Origin of the sequence: Embleya sp. NPDC005971 (assembly GCF_040629175.1) — a bacterium.
In the GTDB taxonomy this organism is placed as follows: Bacteria; Actinomycetota; Actinomycetes; order Streptomycetales; family Streptomycetaceae; genus Embleya.
Genome location: NZ_JBEXUX010000001.1, coordinates 371,373 through 386,447, shown reverse-complemented (window position 1 = coordinate 386,447; position 15,075 = coordinate 371,373). Strand labels below are relative to the sequence as shown.

The following is a 15,075-nucleotide window of genomic DNA, read 5'->3' as shown; positions in this document are numbered from 1 at the left end:
ACCCGTTGCGCGGACAGGTATGGATGTTTCTGCGGGCCAAACCCTACTCCAGCCCTATTCGGGTCGCGCGCGGAGGTCTGGTGTGGCGGACCGGGTAGATGTGCCGGTGCGTCCGTTCGGGCGAACGGCCCGAACGTGTCCGGGATTCGGGTATTGGCTACGGTCCGACGCATGGCGTATTTCGACGCGGCCTCCACCGAACCGCTGCACCCGGCCGCGAAAGCGGCCTTCCTGAGCACTCTCGACGAGGGCTGGGCCGATCCCGCGCGCGGGTATTACGACGGCCGACGAGCCCGAATGCTCCTCGACGCCGCGCGGGAGACGGTGGCATCCGTACTGGGCACTCGATCTGATGAAGTGTCATTCACCACATCCGGGACACAGGCGGTCCAGTTGGGCATGCTCGGCGTGCTCGCGGGCCGTCGTCGGGTGGGCACGCACCTGGTCCTCGGCGCGGTCGAACACTCCTGCGTATTGCACACCGCGGACGCCCACGCGGCTCGTTCGGAGCAGCGTGGCTCGGTCGCGGAAATCACCCGGACGGGGGTGGACCGTACGGGCCGCCTCGACGTGTCGGCGTTCGGCTCGGCCCTTCGTTCGGACACCGCGCTCGCGTGCGTGCAAAGCGCCAACCACGAGGTGGGTACGGTGCAGCCGATCGCCGAGGTGGTGACGGCGTGTCAGGCGGCGGGCGTGCCGCTGCTGGTGGACGCCGCGCAGTCGGTGGGCCGGCTGTCGGTGCCGGACGGCTGGTCGGTGCTGACCGCGAGCGCGCACAAGTGGGGCGGTCCGGCGGGGGTCGGTCTGCTCGTGGTGCGCAAGGGCACCCGCTTCTCGTCGTCGCTGCCCTACGACGAACGCGAGGCGCGCCGGGTACCCGGCTTCGAGAACGTGCCGGCCATCGTCGCGGCGGCGGTCGCGCTGGGTGCGGTGAGCACCGAGTCGGCCGAGGAGGACCGCCGACTGTCCGGCCTGATCGACCGCATCCGCACCCGCGTTCGCGAGACGGTGCCCGATGTCGAGGTGGTCGGCGATCCGGTCGACCGACTCCCGCACATCGTCACCTTCTCCTGCCTGTACGTCGACGGAGAGGCCCTGCTGACCGAGTTGGACAAGGCCGGCTTCGCGGTCTCCTCGGGCTCTTCGTGCACGTCATCGACGCTGACCCCCAGCCATGTCCTGGAGGCGATGGGGGTGTTGTCCCACGGCAACATCCGCGTATCGCTGCCGCGCGGCACGGCCGAGGCCGAGGTGGACCGCTTCCTGGCCCTCCTCCCACCCCTGATCGCCGACCTCCGCGCGACAGTCGCCCACACCCCCACGCCGGCAGCCCCCGAAGCCGCGGCCGAAGGCGTGATCGTCAACGCCCTCGGCCGCCGCTGCCCGATCCCGGTGATCGAGTTGGCCAAACGCATCCTCGACGTCGAGGACGGCACCCTGGTCACCGTCCTCTCCGACGACGAGGCCTCAGCCCTCGACATCCCCGCCTGGTGCGAAATGACCGGCCACGACTTCATCCGCGCCACCCCCCACCCCCAAGGCACCGCCTACACAGTCCGCCGCCACCAAACCCCCACCCCACCCGACGCCTGAGCCAAACCACACCCAACCCAACGCCAAACGCCGGCCGGGCCCAATCAGCCCGGCCGGCGCATGAGGCCACTCAGCCCCGCCGGCGCATGAGGCGAACCAGCCCGCCCGGCGCACGAGGGCAACCAGCCCGGCCGGCGCTTGAGGCGAACCCAGCCCCGCCGGCGCTTGAGGCGAACCAGCCCGGCCGGCGCATGAGGCCACTCAGCCCGGCCGGCGCTTGAGGCGAACCCAGCCCGGCCGGCGCTTGAGGCCAAGCAGCCCCGCCGGCGCATGAGGCGAAACCCGGCCCAACCGAGCGCATGAGGCCACCCGCCCGCCAAAGGCCGAGTGCGTCACGAAGCCAGGTGCGCCGCAACCTCACTCGCAGCCGAATCCCCATAGGCCTTCGCGAACCGCCCCAGGAACGACGCCCGTCGCAACGAATACTCCTGCGTCCCGACCGTCTCGATCACCAGCGTCGCCACCATGTTCCCCACCTGCGCCGCCCGCTCCAACGACAATCCCCACGAGATCCCCGCCAGGAACCCGGCCCGGAACCCGTCCCCGACCCCCGTCGGATCGACCTTGGCGTCCTCCGCAGGACAAGGCACGACGATCGTCTCCCCGTCCGCCCGCTCGACCTTGACCCCGCTCGGCCCCAGCGTGGTGACCCGCACTCCCACCTTCTTCAGGATGTCGGCCTCCGACCACCCGGTCTTCTGCACGATCAGCGCACTCTCGTACTCGTTCGTGAGCAGATAGGCCGCACCGTCGATGAGCCGCCGAATGTCCTCGCCCTCCATCCGAGCGAGCTGCTGCGAGGGATCGGCCGCGAACGCATAGCCCCGATCCCGGCACTCGTCGCTGTGCCGCAACATCGCCTCGGGGTCGTTCGCCCCGATCACGACCAGGTCCAGGCCACCGACCCGGTCGGCCACCGGGCGCAATTCGATCTCGCGGGCCTCACTCATCGCGCCGGTATAGAAGGACGCGATCTGGTTGTGCTCCTCGTCCGTCGTGCACACGAACCGAGCGGTGTGATGGGTCGGCGAGATGTGCACGGACTCGGTGTCCACGTGGTGCCGGTCCAACCACGAGCGGTAGTCGACGAAGTCGGCCCCGGCGGCACCGACCAGGATCGGCGACAGCCCCAGACACCCCATGCCGAAGCAGATGTTCGGCGCGACACCACCGCGCCGGATGTCCAACTTGTCGACGAGGAAGGACAGCGAGACCACGTGCAGCTTGTCGGAGACGAGCTGGTCGGAGAACCGACCCGGAAACGTCATGAGGTGGTCGGTCGCGATCGAACCGGTCACGGCAATGCGCATGGCGCGTGTCTCCTATGTGGAGGACGGGGAAGTGGCGTACTGGGAGTACGAGAAGGGGGAAACTCGCACACGTTATCCCACCTCGGTCGTGCACCCGGTCGAAAACTACCGGTCGGTAGACCGTGCCGTCACGCTCCGTGCGACCTACGCTGAAGATCCCCGGTACAAGGAGTCGTGAAATGTCCCCGATGCCCGTGATGCGATCCCAGGCCGAGCCCGAGACGCTCGAAGACCTGCGCGGTGACTGCCGTCACATCGACGCGTCGTGGACCACGTTGGGCCCGGAGCGCCTGCCGGCCAAGGCCGTGCCCGCCGGCTCGCACGCCCCCGCCACCGAGATTCCCGCGCACGGCGCCACCCTGGTGGCCGGCATGTCCGAGTACGGCGACTGAAACACGGCGCCGGCCCGCGACCGATCCGACCTCCGGGGAACCGCGCCGCCCGGTCCCGCGTCCGATCGGCATGCGTACCCACGGTGAGCACGACGCAGACCTTCGACCCGAACCCACCGCGCCCCGACGGCCGTTGATCGTCGGGCTCGCGATCGTCGCGGTGCTCGGCATCGGCGGCGGCACCTGGGCGGTGCTCGGCGACGACGATTCGCCCCGTCCGAGCATCGCCGGCCCGGCCGACCGGGGCGGCCCCGCCGCCGTCGACCCGGCCGCACCGTCCGCCGGCCCCGCCCAGGCCCATCCGGGCGCACCCGCCACCGGCAACGGCGCGAACCCGGGCGGCTCGACGTCCTCCCCGAACCTGTCGCCCGGCGCGGCGCACACCTACTACCCGGCCCAGCGCGACACCCGCTTCAGCCGTTACACCCTGGCCCCGGACGGCCGCACCCTGACCGCGTGGTTGTGGACCGGCCAGTGCGAGCGGGACCGCCTGGTCGTCGCCCGCGAATCGGCCGGCCAGGTGGCCATCCGGGTGGAGATCACCCCGCTGGCCGACGTGTGCACCGACATGGCCGTGGAGAATTCGGTGAACGTGACGCTTCCCACACCCCTGGGCGCCCGCACCGTCGTCGACGCGGAGACCGGCGCGACCATCACCCCGGGCGGCAATCCGTTCTCGGCGGGCTGACCGAACCCGCACACGGCGACGCCGCGCCGGCCCTGGTGGGCCGACGCGGCGTCGAGGTGTCGCGAAGCGACGAATCAGTGGAACGAGTCGCCGCAGGCGCAGGAACCGGCCGCGTTCGGGTTGTCGATCGTGAAGCCCTGCTTCTCGATGGTGTCCACGAAGTCGATCGTGGCGCCGCTCAGATACGGCGAGCTCATCCGGTCCGTGACGACCGAGACGCCGTTGAAGTCGGCCACGACGTCGCCGTCGAGCGAACGCTCGTCGAAGAAAAGCTGGTACCGCATGCCGGAACAACCGCCGGGCTGGACGGCCACGCGCAGCGCGAGATCGTCGCGACCCTCTTGCTCCAGCAGAGTCTTGACCTTGGCCGCCGCCTCATCGCTGAGGAGGATGCCACCGGTCGTGGTGGTCTCGTCCTGGACAGTCATCTGCAAGCTCCCACGTGGTGGTTCGACATTCGTACGCCACTTCCACCCTCGGCAACCGACGGCGGCTCGGCCCTATTCCCACATCATGCTTCGGGCCCTCGCGTTTTACTCATGGTCGCACACCCCCACTCTCGTCAACCTGACACGAACAGGATAGGATTGTTAGTGTCAATTAGACGAGAAGAGGTGCGCGCCGTGACCGCGACACACGATCTGGACCTGCCGCCCGGGGTGCAGCCGACGCCGCTCGCGCTGCTGATGCTCGGGCGCGCCGCCGACCCGCGCAGCGAACGGGGCGTCGAGTGTCCCGGCGACCTGCCCTCGCCGTCCGACCCGGACCTGGTGGCCCGGGCCCGGGCGGCGAAGGAGCGGCTCGGCGACCGGGTATTCATCCTGGGCCACCACTACCAGCGCGACGAGGTGATCGAATTCGCCGACGTGACCGGCGACTCGTTCAAGCTCGCGCGCGAGGCGGCGGCCCGTCCGGACGCGCCGTACATCGTGTTCTGCGGTGTGCACTTCATGGCCGAGAGCGCCGACATCCTCACCTCCGACGACCAGCAGGTGATCCTGCCGGACCTGGCCGCGGGCTGCTCGATGGCCGACATGGCCACCTCGGAGCAGGTCGAGGAGTGCTGGGACGTGCTCGCCGACGCGGGCATCGCGGATACGACCGTGCCGGTCTCGTACATGAACTCGTCGGCCGACATCAAGGCGTTCACCGGCCGCAACGGCGGCACGATATGCACCTCCTCCAACGCCAAGCGGGCCCTGGACTGGGCCTTCGAGCAGGGCGAGAAGGTGCTGTTCCTGCCGGACCAGCACCTGGGCCGCAACACCGCGGTGCTGGAGCTGGGGCTGAGCCCGGACGACTGCGTGTTGTACAACCCGCACAAGCCAAACGGCGGCCTCACCCGCGAGCAGTTGCGCGCGGCGAAGATGATCCTGTGGCGCGGACACTGCTCGGTGCACGGGCGGTTCGACGTGAGCTCGGTCGAGGACGTACGCGCCCGGATCCCCGGGGTCAACGTGCTCGTGCACCCGGAGTGCCGGCACGAGGTGGTCACCGCGGCCGACTACGTCGGCTCGACCGAATACATCATCAACACGCTCGACGCGGCCGAGCCGGGTTCGGCGTGGGCGATCGGGACCGAGCTCAACCTGGTCCGCCGGGTGGCCGCCGCACACCCCGACAAGCAGGTCGTCTTCCTGGACAAGACGGTGTGCTTCTGCTCGACGATGAACCGGATCGACCTGCCGCACCTGGTGTGGACGCTCGAATCGCTGGTCGAGGGCAATGTGGTCAACCGGATCCGGGTGGACGCGGAGACCGAGAAGTTCGCCAAGGTCGCGCTCGACCGCATGCTGGCCCTGCCGTAAAGCGGCCGGCCACGACAGTGAGCGGGCGGTGTGCCCCGGGAGCCCCGGGGCGCACCGCCCACACGCAGCACGGAAGAGCGGATACGCGTCAGGTGGTCCCGGGGCGCCCCGGGACCAGTCCGTCCACGCCGAGCATCTCCCTGACCTCGTCCACATGCGCGTCCCCGGCCGGCAACAGCAGGTCCGAGGGCACGATCTCGTCATTCGGCACCGAGATGCCGACCTCGCGGACCTTGGACAGGAGCGCATCCAAGGCCGCGCGGAAGGCGGCGTCGTCGCCACCCTCGATCGCGACCTGAAGCTCGTCGTCGAAGCGGTTGAGCACATCCAGATGCTCCGCCGCGACGTCGAGCTGGCCCTCACCCACGATCCGCACGATCATGTGCCGTCTCCCTTGTCGAAACGCGGCCGGGGCTGTCCGGGACCGATCGCCGGCGGCGGGGTGCCACCGGAGAGCTCGGCCTTCATCCGCTCCAGCTCCAGTTCCACGTCCGACGTACTGGACAAACGCTCCAGCTCGGCGGTGATGTCGTCCTTCGCCATCCCGGTCGGGTCGTCGAGCGCGCCCGAGGCGAGCAACTCGTCGATCGCGCCCGCCCGGGCCTGCATCTGCGCGGTCTTGTCCTCGGCCCGCTGGATCGCGAGTCCGACGTCGCCCATCTCCTCGGAGATGCCGGCGACCGCGCCGCCGATCCGCGCCTGGGCCTCGGCGGCCGTGTAGGTCGCCTTGATGGTCTCCTTGCGGGTACGGAACGCGTCCACCTTGGCCTGCAGTCGCTGCGAGGCCAGGACGAGCTTCTCCTCCTCCGCCTGGAGGTTCTGGTGTTGGGTACCGAGGTCCGAGATCTGCTGCTGCACACCCGAGCGGCGCATGAGCGCCTCGCGGGCCAGATCCTCGCGACCGAGCGCCAGCGCCTTGCGGCCCTGGTCCTCGAGCTTGCCCGACTGCTGTTGCAGACCGGTCATCTGCAATTCGAGCCGCTTGCGGGAGGTGGCCACATCGGCCACGCCCCGGCGCACCTTCTGCAACAGCTCAAGTTGCTTCTGGTACGAGTAGTCGAGCATCTCGCGCGGATCCTCGGCCTTGTCGAGGGCCTTGTTGGCCTTCGCGCGGAAGATCATCGCCATTCGCTTCATTACACCGCTCATGGGCCTCGCGTGCCCCCTTCGTAGGCAACCCGTGCTGCTCCCTGAAGCCTAAATGCCCAAGCGACCTTGTGGCAGCAGGGCTTTGCCTCACTTGACGTGTTCCCGCCCGTGAGAGTTCCGCATCCGGGTCGCACCGGATCCGGGGAGCCTTGAAATGTCCACCGGCTCGAACACGTAGGCTTTGAGCGTGTTCCGACGACGTTCCCAAGCAGAGCCCGAGACCGCCGAGCAGTCCCTGGAGCGTCTCCAGGGTTCGCAGGCCGTCCGTGACCCCCAGGCCCCCAAGGGCCGTCCGACGCCCAAGCGCAGCGACGCCCAGGCCAACCGCAAGACCAAGGTGTCCGTCTCCAAGGACCCCAAGCAGGCGCGCAAGCAGGCCCGGATGCGGATGCGCGAGGAGCGCGAGACGCAGCGCCAGGCACTGCTGACCGGCGACGAGCGGGCGCTGCCGGCCCGCGACCGGGGGCCGCTGCGCCGGTTCGCCCGCGACTACGTCGACGCGCGCTACACGGTGGGCGAGTTCTTCCTGCCCTCGGCCGTGATCATCCTGATCCTGAGCATCCTGCCCAGCCTCGCGGTGAAGAACTTCTCGCTCTTCCTGTGGATCGCGGTGATCCTGCTGATCATCCTGGACTCCATCCGGGTCAACCTGGGCCTGAAGAAGGCGTTGCGGGCGAAGTTCCCCAAGGAGAACCTCAAGGGCGTCACGCCCTACGCGCTGATGCGCAGTCTCCAGCTCCGTCGGCTGCGGCTGCCCAAGCCGCAGGTCAAACGAGGCGAGAAGGTCACATGACCACGATCACCGGGCTGACCGGCGACCTGCACACCCAGGTCCGTCGCGAATTGGTGGCCCGCCAATTGGCCGAGCACATGACGCGACTGCGCGACCGGGGCCCGCTGCGGGTGCTGGACGTCGGCTGCGGACCGGCCTCGCCCGGCATACTGCTCGCCCGCGCCGGACACATCGTCACCTCGGTGAACACCGATACCGACGTGCTCACCAAGCTGCACGAGGATCTGGTCCACGAGAGTTCGGATGTGCAGGGGCGAATGCGCCTGGTCGAGGGCGACGGCGCCGAGGCCGGCCGGCACTTCCCGCCGGGCAGCTTCGACCTGGCCATCTGCCACGACGTGCTGGAGGCCCAGCCCGAGCCGGACGGCATGCTCGCCGCGCTGGCCCGGATGATGACCCAGGGCGGGCTGATCTCGGTCACCTCGCGCAACGCCGGTTCGTTGGCGATGCGCGCGGGCGCCGCGGCCCAGTGGACCGCGACGCTCAAGGGCCTGTCCGCGACCACGTATCCCAACCCGGCCGGCGGCACGTTGCGCGCGGACACCGTCGAGGGCCTGTGCACGGTGCTCGCCGACCTGGGCGCGCCGGTGCTGGACTGGTACGGGGTGGGCGTCTTCAGCGGTCTCCAGCCGGACGACGCCGAGCCGCCGCGCGGCCAGAAGGCATGGACGAACCTGCTCGCCTGCGAGGAGGACGCGTCCCGCCGCGACCCGTATCGGTTGATCGCGCCGGTCCTGCACGTGGTCGGCGAGAAGACGGTGCGCTGAGCCGCACCCGCCGTCGCGATGGGAGCCGTGTGAGTGGTGATGCCGCCGTCGTCGCGTGAGGCGTCCGACATAGGGTGTTCGCATGGAATTCCGACACCTCGGCCGCAGCGGTCTCGAGATCAGCGCGATCGCGTACGGCAACTGGCTCACCCACGGCTCCCAGGTGGAGGAGGACGCGGCGCTCGCGTGTGTGCGGGCCGCGCTCGACTGCGGGATCACCACCTTCGACACCGCCGACGTCTACGCGGAAACGCGGGCGGAATCGGTGCTGGGACGGGCGCTGAAGGGTGAGCGCCGCGAGGGCCTGGAGATCTTCACCAAGGTCTACTGGCCCACCGGCCCCGGTCGCAACGACCGGGGTCTGTCGCGCAAGCACATCCTGGAGTCGATCGACGGTTCGCTGTCCCGGCTGGGCACCGACTACGTGGATCTCTACCAGGCACACCGCTACGACTACGCGACCCCGTTGGAAGAGACCATGCTGGCCTTCGCCGACGTGGTCCGCTCCGGCAAGGCGCTCTACATCGGCGTCTCCGAGTGGAACGCCGAGCAGATCCGCGCCGGCGCCGAACTCGCCCGCGAGCTGCGGGTGCCGCTGATCTCCAACCAGCCGCAGTACTCGATGTTGTGGCGGGTGATCGAGGCCGAGGTGGTGCCGGCCTCCGAGGAGCTGGGGCTGGGCCAGATCGTCTGGTCGCCGATCGCCCAGGGCGTGCTCACCGGCAAGTACCTGCCCGGGCAGCCGCCGCCGGCCGGATCGCGCGCCACCGACGACAAGGGCGGCCAGGACTTCGTCTCCCGGATGCTCACCGACGACGTGCTCACCCGGGTGCAGCAGTTGCGCCCGCTCGCGGAGGAGGCCGGGCTCTCGCTCGCCCAGCTCGCCGTCGCGTGGGTGCTGCAGAACCCGAACGTGTCGGCGGCGATCATCGGCGCGTCCCGTCCGGAGCAGGTGCACGAGAACGTCAAGGCGGCCGGCGTCAAGCTCGACGAGAGCCTGCTGACCCGGATCGACGTGCTCCTGGACCCGGTGGTCAACCGGGATCCGGCGCTCACCCTGAGCCCGACCACTCGCCCGTAGCGGTCGCTTGGGATGATGAGAGGCGCGGCCTCGGCCGCGCCTCTCGCATGCTCGGTCGCGGGAGGGATCAGCCCTCGGCGGCGCGCAGGCTCATGTGCTCGTACACGACGGCGTCGTCCTCGAGCAGGCTCACCTGTTCGATGCCGGCCGCGAGCAGGTCCTTCCAGATCTCGCCGAGCCAGCTCTCCGCGTCCGACTGGTTCGTGAAGTCCTCTGCCTGCGGTCCGTCGACCGGGGCACCGTTCGCGTCCTCGTACCGCCACACCCACGACATGTCGGGCTCCTCACCTCGGGATCTCGGACCGTCATAAAGACCTGCACAGTAGATCAAGCCCGACCACCTCATAGCCAGGAGCACGACGACACCCATGGAGCTGACGCTGCTCGGCACGGCCGGTCCCAAGGGCTGGCCCCAGCCGTTCTGCACCTGTGCCTCCTGTCTGGGGTGCACCGGTCCCGTGGTGCGCGGACCCGCGTGCGTGCTGCTCGACGGCACGCTGCTGCTCGACTGCGGGCCCGAACCCGCGCACGCGGCCGCACGGGCCGGACACCCGCTGACCGGGGTGCGGAGACTGCTCCTGAGCGGTCCGGCCGAGTCCGCGCCGCTGGCCTGGCTGCCCGCCGCCGGGCTGGTCGAGGTGATCGCGCCGTCCGGACCACCGGCCTGGCTGCCCGCGCCCTCGGCGGGCGGACCGCAGTGGCGGCAGGTGGCCGAGGAGGACACCCTCGACCTGGACGGGCACCGCATACGGGTGTTGCCCGGCGGTACACCCGGCCGCGTCGCGTACGAGGTCACCGGCACCGACGGGACGCGTCTGCTGTACGCGCCGCCCTCGACGCTGCCACCCGAGGCCGAGGCGGTCCGGGCCTGGACGCGCGAGGGCGGGCACTACGACGTGGTGCTCCTGGACGTGGTCTCGTGGCCGGAGCGGCTGGCCACGCTGCGCCGCGACGGTGCGGTCACCGAGGACACCGACGTACTCGCGATACACCTGTCGCACGAGTCGCCGCCGGGCGAGGAACTGCACCGTCGGCTGGCCGCGTGGGGCGCCCGCGCGGTGCCCGACGGCGGCCTGGTCCGGGTCGGCGCGGACGCCTCGCCCGCACCGCGCCCGCATCGCACGCTGGTCCTGGGCGGCGCCCGCTCGGGCAAGTCGGCGGAGGCCGAACGGCGCCTGGCGGCCTGCCCCGACGTGCTCTACGTGGCGACCGGCGGCACCCGCGAGGACGATCCCGAATGGGCCGAGCGGATCGCTCTGCACCGCGATCGACGCCCGGACACCTGGCACACCGCCGAGACGGTCGAGCTGACCCGGCTGCTCGCCGAGGCCCGGCAGCCGCTCCTGGTGGACTGCCTGTCGTTGTGGCTGACCGCGGTGATGGACACGCACGGCGCGTGGGACGACGCGCGGTGGGCGGCGGGCGGGCGCGAGGCGGTCCGGGCCGACATCGCCGCCCTGGCCGCCGCGTGGCGGGCCTGCCGGGTCCCGGTGGTCGGCGTCAGCAACGAGGTGGGCAGCGGCGTGGTGCCCCCGACGCCGGCCGGCCGCCGCTTCCGCGACGAACTCGGCCGACTCAACGCCACCATCGCCGGCGAATCCGACGAGGTGCTGCTGGTCGTCGCCGGCCAGGTGCTCACCCTGCGCAGCCTCCCCCGCCGCGCCCGGCACGCGGCGTCCTGACCGTCGGGGCGGCCCCGGCCGCCCACCCCGGCGCGGCCGGCCGCGCCGAGGTTCGCCTCGGCCCAGGGCGGCAAGACGACCGCGCCGATCGGCGCGCCCCGCGTGGTGCTGTTCGCCGCCGACCACGGCGTCGCCGCCCACGACGTGTCGGTCCGCCGACCGGGCTGGACCGCGCGAGGTCCGGGCCACCCTCGGCGCGGCCGGCCGCGCCGACCGAGCACCCGTCGCCGCAGGTCCGACCACGCAACTACCCTGACCGGGTGACAATCGACCTCGACTCCCTGGCCGCACAGGTGGAGCGCCCCGACGACGACGCCCGCGCCCGCGTGCGCGAACACCTCATCGCCGTGACGGGCGCGCCGAGCGCCTACGGCCGACTCGAAGATCTCGCGATCTGGTTCGCCTCGGCCCAGGGCGGCAAGACCACCGCGCCGATCGGCGCGCCCCGCGTGGTGCTGTTCGCCGCCGACCACGGCGTCGCCGCCCACGACGTGTCGGTCCGCCGACCGGGCTGGACCGCGCGCGAGGTCCGGGCCACCCTGGAGGGCACCTCGGCCGCGGCCACCTTCGCGGCGGCCGTCGGCGCGCCGATCCGGATCGTCGACATCGCCGTCGACGCCGAACCCGACGCGTTCCCCGAGCATGTCTCGCGGGACCGGATCCGCCGCGCGTCCGCGCCCGTGGACACCGCCGACGCGCTGGCCCCCGGCGAGGTCGAGCGGGCGTTCCGGATCGGTATGGACAGCGCCGACGCGGAGATCGACTCGGGCGCCGACGTGCTGCTGCTCGGCTCGCTGGGCGCGGCCGCGACCACCCCGGCCGCGGTGCTGATCGGCGCGCTGACCGGGATGGACGCGGCGGCTGTGATCGGTCGCGGCTCCGGCATCGACGACGCGACCTGGATCCGCAAGTGCGCCACCATCCGCGACGCGCTGCGCCGGGCCCGGCCGGTGCTCGGGGACCCGATGCGGCTGCTCGGCGTCAGCGGCGGGGCGGACTTCGCGGCGATGACCGGATTCCTGCTCCAGTGCTCGATCCGGCGCACCCCGGTGTTGCTGGACGACGTGGCCACCGCCGCGGCCGGGCTGGTCGCGCAGCGCATCTCGTACCGCTCCCCCGACTGGTGGCTGGCCGGCCACGTCACCCCCGAGCCGGGCCACGTCAAGGCGCTGGACCGGCTCGCCCTGGAACCCGTACTGGACTACAAGGTCAAGGGCGGGGAGGCGATCGGCGCGCTGCTCGCGCTGCCGGTGCTGCGTGCCGCGGTCGACCTGGTGGCCCGGGTGCACCCCGCCCCGTGAGTTCGGGTACCACCTCGGCCGGCCTGCGCCTGGCGTTCGGCATCCTGTCGGTGATCCCGGTCCGGGTCGATCGGGTGGACCGCCCGGTGGCCGGCCGGGCGATGGCCTGCGCGCCGCTGGTCGGCCTGGTCCTGGGCGGTCTGGCGGCCGGCGTGCTGGCGCTCGCCGCCCGGGCCGGCACCGGCGCGTTCACCGCCGCGACACTCGCGATCGGCACCCTGGCGCTGCTCACCCGCGGGCTGCACCTGGACGGCCTGGCCGACACCGCCGACGGCCTCGGTTCGGCCAAGCCCGCACCGGACGCGTTGCGGATCATGAAGGCGTCCGACATCGGCCCGTTCGGTGTACTCAGCCTGTTGTTCCTGGTGTTGCTCCAGGTCGGCGCGCTGGTCCGGCTCCAGCAGCACGGCTCGGGGCCGGCCGCGGCGGGTCTGGTGCTGGCCGCGGTGACCGGCCGCGCCGCGCTGTCGGTTGCCTGCGGACCGGGGGTGCCCTCGGCCCGACCCGACGGACTCGGCGCGATGGTCGCCGGCACCGTCGGGCGCGCGGTGCTCCTGGCCTGGTCGCTGGTCCTGCTCGCCGCCGCCGGGCTGTACGGCGTGCTCCAGGGCCCCGCCGAAGCACTGCGCGCGGCGGCTGCGGTCGGTGCCGGACTGGCCGCCGGCGCCCTGCTGTTGCGGCACACCACCCGCCGATTCGGCGGGATCACCGGCGACGTGCTGGGCGCCGTCGTGGAGATCTCCGGATGCGTCGCGTTGCTGGTCCTGTCCACTGGCTGAGATGTTTGCCGGGAAGGCGTGAAATGCTGAACGCGAACGTATCTTCCATACGGCTCGTTATCGCTCGACGAGGCATCCTCAGCAAGGATCGCCGCGTCGGTGCCCCACCGATCGTGTGGGCACTCAACATCCTCGAGAGATGAGAGACAGGACACTCGTGACCACACTGAGTATCGGCTCCACCGCGGCCCTTTCCCTGCGCGCCGACGTGCTCGTGATCGGCTCCGTCAAGGGCGAGGACGGCGCCGTTCTCGCCGCCGGCAGCGAAAGCATCGCCGCCGCGTTCGACGGCCGACTCACCGACACCCTGTCCGCCCTCGACGCCACGGGCGCCGAGGGCGAACTACACCGCGTCCCGACCTTCGGCGCGGCCAAGGCCCCGCTCGTGCTGGTGATCGGCCTCGGCGAGCAGCCCGCCGACGGCTTCACGCACGAGACGCTGCGGCGCGCCGGCGGCACCGTGGCCCGGGCGCTCGCGGGCGTCAAGAAGGCGGGCGTGGCCCTGCCCCTGGCCGGTGCGGAGGCGGTGGGTGCGTTCGGGGAGGGCGTACTGCTCGGCGCGTACTCGTTCGAGACCTACCGGGAGAAGTCGCGCGAGGGTCGCAAGGACGCGGTCAAGGACGTGGTGCTGCTCGGCATCAAGGGCCGCGACAAGGCCGCCAAGGCCGCCGTGGAGCGCGCCGAGATCGCCGCGCAGAGCGTGAACCACGCCCGCGACCTGGTCAACACCCCGCCGAACGACCTGACCCCGAAGGACTTCGCCGCGATCGCGGTGGACACCGGCAAGAACGCGGGCTTCAAGGTCGAGGTGCTCGACGACAAGGCGCTCGCCAAGGGCGGCTTCGGCGGCATCCTGGGCGTCGGTCAGGGCTCGGCCAACAAGCCGCGGCTGGTCCGGCTGGGCTACACGCACCCCAAGGCCAAGCGCACCATCGCGCTGGTGGGCAAGGGCATCACCTACGACTCGGGCGGCATCTCGCTCAAGCCGGCCGGTTCCAACGAGACGATGAAGATGGACATGGGCGGCGCGGCGGCCGTCCTGGGCGCGGTCACCGCCGTGGCGCGGCTGGGCCTGGAGGTCAACGTGACCGGCTGGCTCGCGCTGGCCGAGAACATGCCCTCGGGCACCGCGATCCGTCCCGGCGACGTGTTGCGGATGTACGGGGGTCGCACGGTCGAGGTGCTCAACACCGACGCCGAGGGCCGGCTGGTCCTGGCCGACGCGATCACCCGGGCGTGCGAGGAATCGCCGCAGATGCTGATCGACGTCGCGACGCTGACCGGCGCGATGATGGTCGCCCTGGGCAACGACATGTACGGGATCATGGCCAACGACGACACCTTCCGCGACGCGGTGCACGACGCCGCGACGCGTGCGGGCGAGCAGTCCTGGCCGATGCCGCTGCCGGCGGACATGCGCAAGCAGATGGACTCGCCGATCGCGGACCTGAAGAACATGGGCAGCTCGCGGATGGGTGGCGGCCTGATCGCCGGCATCTTCCTCCAGGAGTTCGTGGCCGACGGCGTGAGCTGGGCGCACCTGGACATCGCCGGTCCGGCGTTCCACGAGGGCGAGGCCGGCGGCTACCGGTCCAAGGGCGGCACCGGCGTGGCCGTGCGCTCGCTGCTCCAGGTCGCGCAGGACGTGGCGGACAACCGGATCTGATCGACGGCCGCTCGTCGCCGCTCGTTCGATCCGACCCGGCCGGGGCACGCAGGCGCCCCGGCCGGG

General features: G+C 71.3%; 16 protein-coding genes and 1 pseudogene. 12 read left to right on the top strand and 5 right to left on the bottom strand.

Features of this window, described 5'->3' with window-relative positions:
- Positions 1–171 precede the first annotated feature (171 nt).
- Positions 172–1,593: an aminotransferase class V-fold PLP-dependent enzyme gene (locus ABZ374_RS01630; RefSeq protein WP_360304923.1), complete on the top strand. Its 1,422-nt coding sequence runs from the start codon at positions 172–174 to the stop codon at positions 1,591–1,593.
- 332 nt (positions 1,594–1,925) lie between these two features.
- On the opposite strand, the gene ABZ374_RS01625 is transcribed toward ABZ374_RS01630, so the two are convergent.
- Positions 1,926–2,903, bottom strand: coding sequence for a carbohydrate kinase family protein (locus ABZ374_RS01625; protein WP_360304921.1), 978 nt, complete (start codon positions 2,901–2,903; stop codon positions 1,926–1,928).
- Between the two features lie 179 nt (positions 2,904–3,082).
- Here ABZ374_RS01625 and ABZ374_RS01620 point away from each other — a divergent pair, with 179 nt between their 5' ends.
- Together ABZ374_RS01620 and ABZ374_RS01615 are read left to right on the top strand one after the other, a co-directional pair.
- Entirely contained in the window at positions 3,083–3,295 is a 213-nt protein-coding gene (locus tag ABZ374_RS01620) for a hypothetical protein (protein ID WP_360304919.1), read from the top strand.
- Between the two features lie 70 nt (positions 3,296–3,365).
- Complete coding sequence (locus tag ABZ374_RS01615) at positions 3,366–3,983, top strand: hypothetical protein (RefSeq protein ID WP_360304917.1); 618 nt, start codon at positions 3,366–3,368, stop codon at positions 3,981–3,983.
- Between the two features lie 74 nt (positions 3,984–4,057).
- Here ABZ374_RS01615 and ABZ374_RS01610 read toward each other — a convergent pair whose 3' ends face one another.
- Positions 4,058–4,411 carry an iron-sulfur cluster assembly accessory protein gene (locus ABZ374_RS01610; RefSeq protein ID WP_126638364.1) on the bottom strand — a complete coding sequence of 118 codons (354 nt, stop codon included), beginning with the start codon at positions 4,409–4,411 and terminating at the stop codon, positions 4,058–4,060.
- A gap of 186 nt (positions 4,412–4,597) precedes the next feature.
- Between ABZ374_RS01610 and nadA the strand changes: the two genes are divergently transcribed.
- The gene (nadA, locus tag ABZ374_RS01605) at positions 4,598–5,791 is read left to right on the top strand and encodes a quinolinate synthase NadA (protein WP_360305455.1); all 1,194 of its coding nucleotides are present in this window, start codon (positions 4,598–4,600) and stop codon (positions 5,789–5,791) included.
- An 88-nt stretch (positions 5,792–5,879) separates the two neighbouring features.
- Here nadA and ABZ374_RS01600 read toward each other — a convergent pair whose 3' ends face one another.
- Together ABZ374_RS01600 and ABZ374_RS01595 are read right to left on the bottom strand one after the other, a co-directional pair.
- Positions 5,880–6,173 carry a hypothetical protein gene (locus ABZ374_RS01600; RefSeq protein WP_360304915.1) on the bottom strand — a complete coding sequence of 98 codons (294 nt, stop codon included), beginning with the start codon at positions 6,171–6,173 and terminating at the stop codon, positions 5,880–5,882.
- Positions 6,170–6,928, bottom strand: a complete 759-nt coding sequence (locus ABZ374_RS01595; protein ID WP_360305453.1) for a PspA/IM30 family protein — start codon at positions 6,926–6,928, stop codon at positions 6,170–6,172. Before ABZ374_RS01595 ends, ABZ374_RS01600 begins: the two co-directional genes overlap by 4 nt.
- A 199-nt stretch (positions 6,929–7,127) precedes the next feature.
- On the opposite strand from ABZ374_RS01595, the gene ABZ374_RS01590 reads away from it, so the two are divergent.
- The 3 genes from ABZ374_RS01590 (at position 7,128) to ABZ374_RS01580 (ending at position 9,581) form a co-directional block, all read left to right on the top strand.
- Positions 7,128–7,733 (top strand): DUF3043 domain-containing protein, encoded by a 606-nt coding sequence (locus ABZ374_RS01590; RefSeq protein ID WP_360304913.1) that lies wholly within the window; start codon positions 7,128–7,130, stop codon positions 7,731–7,733.
- Positions 7,730–8,500 (top strand): methyltransferase domain-containing protein, encoded by a 771-nt coding sequence (locus ABZ374_RS01585; protein ID WP_360304911.1) that lies wholly within the window; start codon positions 7,730–7,732, stop codon positions 8,498–8,500. Before ABZ374_RS01590 ends, ABZ374_RS01585 begins: the two co-directional genes overlap by 4 nt.
- Positions 8,501–8,582: 82 nt before the next feature.
- Positions 8,583–9,581: an aldo/keto reductase family protein gene (locus tag ABZ374_RS01580; protein ID WP_360304909.1), complete on the top strand. Its 999-nt coding sequence runs from the start codon at positions 8,583–8,585 to the stop codon at positions 9,579–9,581.
- Between the two features lie 67 nt (positions 9,582–9,648).
- Here ABZ374_RS01580 and ABZ374_RS01575 read toward each other — a convergent pair whose 3' ends face one another.
- Positions 9,649–9,855 carry a hypothetical protein gene (locus ABZ374_RS01575; RefSeq protein ID WP_360304907.1) on the bottom strand — a complete coding sequence of 69 codons (207 nt, stop codon included), beginning with the start codon at positions 9,853–9,855 and terminating at the stop codon, positions 9,649–9,651.
- Between the two features lie 94 nt (positions 9,856–9,949).
- Between ABZ374_RS01575 and ABZ374_RS01570 the strand changes: the two genes are divergently transcribed.
- From ABZ374_RS01570 to ABZ374_RS01550, 5 genes and pseudogenes are all read left to right on the top strand, one after another.
- On the top strand, positions 9,950–11,263 hold the full coding sequence (locus ABZ374_RS01570; protein ID WP_360304905.1) for a bifunctional adenosylcobinamide kinase/adenosylcobinamide-phosphate guanylyltransferase: 1,314 nt from the start codon (positions 9,950–9,952) through the stop codon (positions 11,261–11,263).
- 57 nt (positions 11,264–11,320) lie between these two features.
- Positions 11,321–11,527, top strand: a pseudogene (locus tag ABZ374_RS01565) (nicotinate-nucleotide--dimethylbenzimidazole phosphoribosyltransferase); the annotation flags it as partial.
- Positions 11,524–12,564, top strand: coding sequence for a nicotinate-nucleotide--dimethylbenzimidazole phosphoribosyltransferase (locus ABZ374_RS01560; RefSeq protein ID WP_360304903.1), 1,041 nt, complete (start codon positions 11,524–11,526; stop codon positions 12,562–12,564). The pseudogene ABZ374_RS01565 and the gene ABZ374_RS01560, both read left to right, overlap by 4 nt.
- Positions 12,561–13,343, top strand: a complete 783-nt coding sequence (locus tag ABZ374_RS01555) for an adenosylcobinamide-GDP ribazoletransferase (protein WP_360304901.1) — start codon at positions 12,561–12,563, stop codon at positions 13,341–13,343. Before ABZ374_RS01560 ends, ABZ374_RS01555 begins: the two co-directional genes overlap by 4 nt.
- Before the next feature lie 157 nt (positions 13,344–13,500).
- A complete protein-coding gene (locus tag ABZ374_RS01550; protein ID WP_360304899.1) occupies positions 13,501–15,009 on the top strand; it encodes a leucyl aminopeptidase in 1,509 nt (502 codons plus the stop codon).
- Positions 15,010–15,075: the final 66 nt, after the last annotated feature.

What these genes read in the sequence shown, in the direction of transcription:
- ABZ374_RS01630 (WP_360304923.1), top strand. Translation starts at nt 172, where the DNA reads ATGGCGTATTTCGACGCGGCCTCCACCGAACCGCTGCACCCGGCCGCG.
- ABZ374_RS01625 (WP_360304921.1), bottom strand. Translation starts at nt 2,903, where the DNA reads ATGCGCATTGCCGTGACCGGTTCGATCGCGACCGACCACCTCATGACG.
- ABZ374_RS01620 (WP_360304919.1), top strand. Translation starts at nt 3,083, where the DNA reads ATGTCCCCGATGCCCGTGATGCGATCCCAGGCCGAGCCCGAGACGCTC.
- ABZ374_RS01615 (WP_360304917.1), top strand. Translation starts at nt 3,366, where the DNA reads ATGCGTACCCACGGTGAGCACGACGCAGACCTTCGACCCGAACCCACC.
- ABZ374_RS01610 (WP_126638364.1), bottom strand. Translation starts at nt 4,411, where the DNA reads ATGACTGTCCAGGACGAGACCACCACGACCGGTGGCATCCTCCTCAGC.
- ABZ374_RS01600 (WP_360304915.1), bottom strand. Translation starts at nt 6,173, where the DNA reads ATGATCGTGCGGATCGTGGGTGAGGGCCAGCTCGACGTCGCGGCGGAG.
- ABZ374_RS01595 (WP_360305453.1), bottom strand. Translation starts at nt 6,928, where the DNA reads ATGAAGCGAATGGCGATGATCTTCCGCGCGAAGGCCAACAAGGCCCTC.
- ABZ374_RS01585 (WP_360304911.1), top strand. Translation starts at nt 7,730, where the DNA reads ATGACCACGATCACCGGGCTGACCGGCGACCTGCACACCCAGGTCCGT.
- ABZ374_RS01580 (WP_360304909.1), top strand. Translation starts at nt 8,583, where the DNA reads ATGGAATTCCGACACCTCGGCCGCAGCGGTCTCGAGATCAGCGCGATC.
- ABZ374_RS01575 (WP_360304907.1), bottom strand. Translation starts at nt 9,855, where the DNA reads ATGTCGTGGGTGTGGCGGTACGAGGACGCGAACGGTGCCCCGGTCGAC.
- ABZ374_RS01570 (WP_360304905.1), top strand. Translation starts at nt 9,950, where the DNA reads ATGGAGCTGACGCTGCTCGGCACGGCCGGTCCCAAGGGCTGGCCCCAG.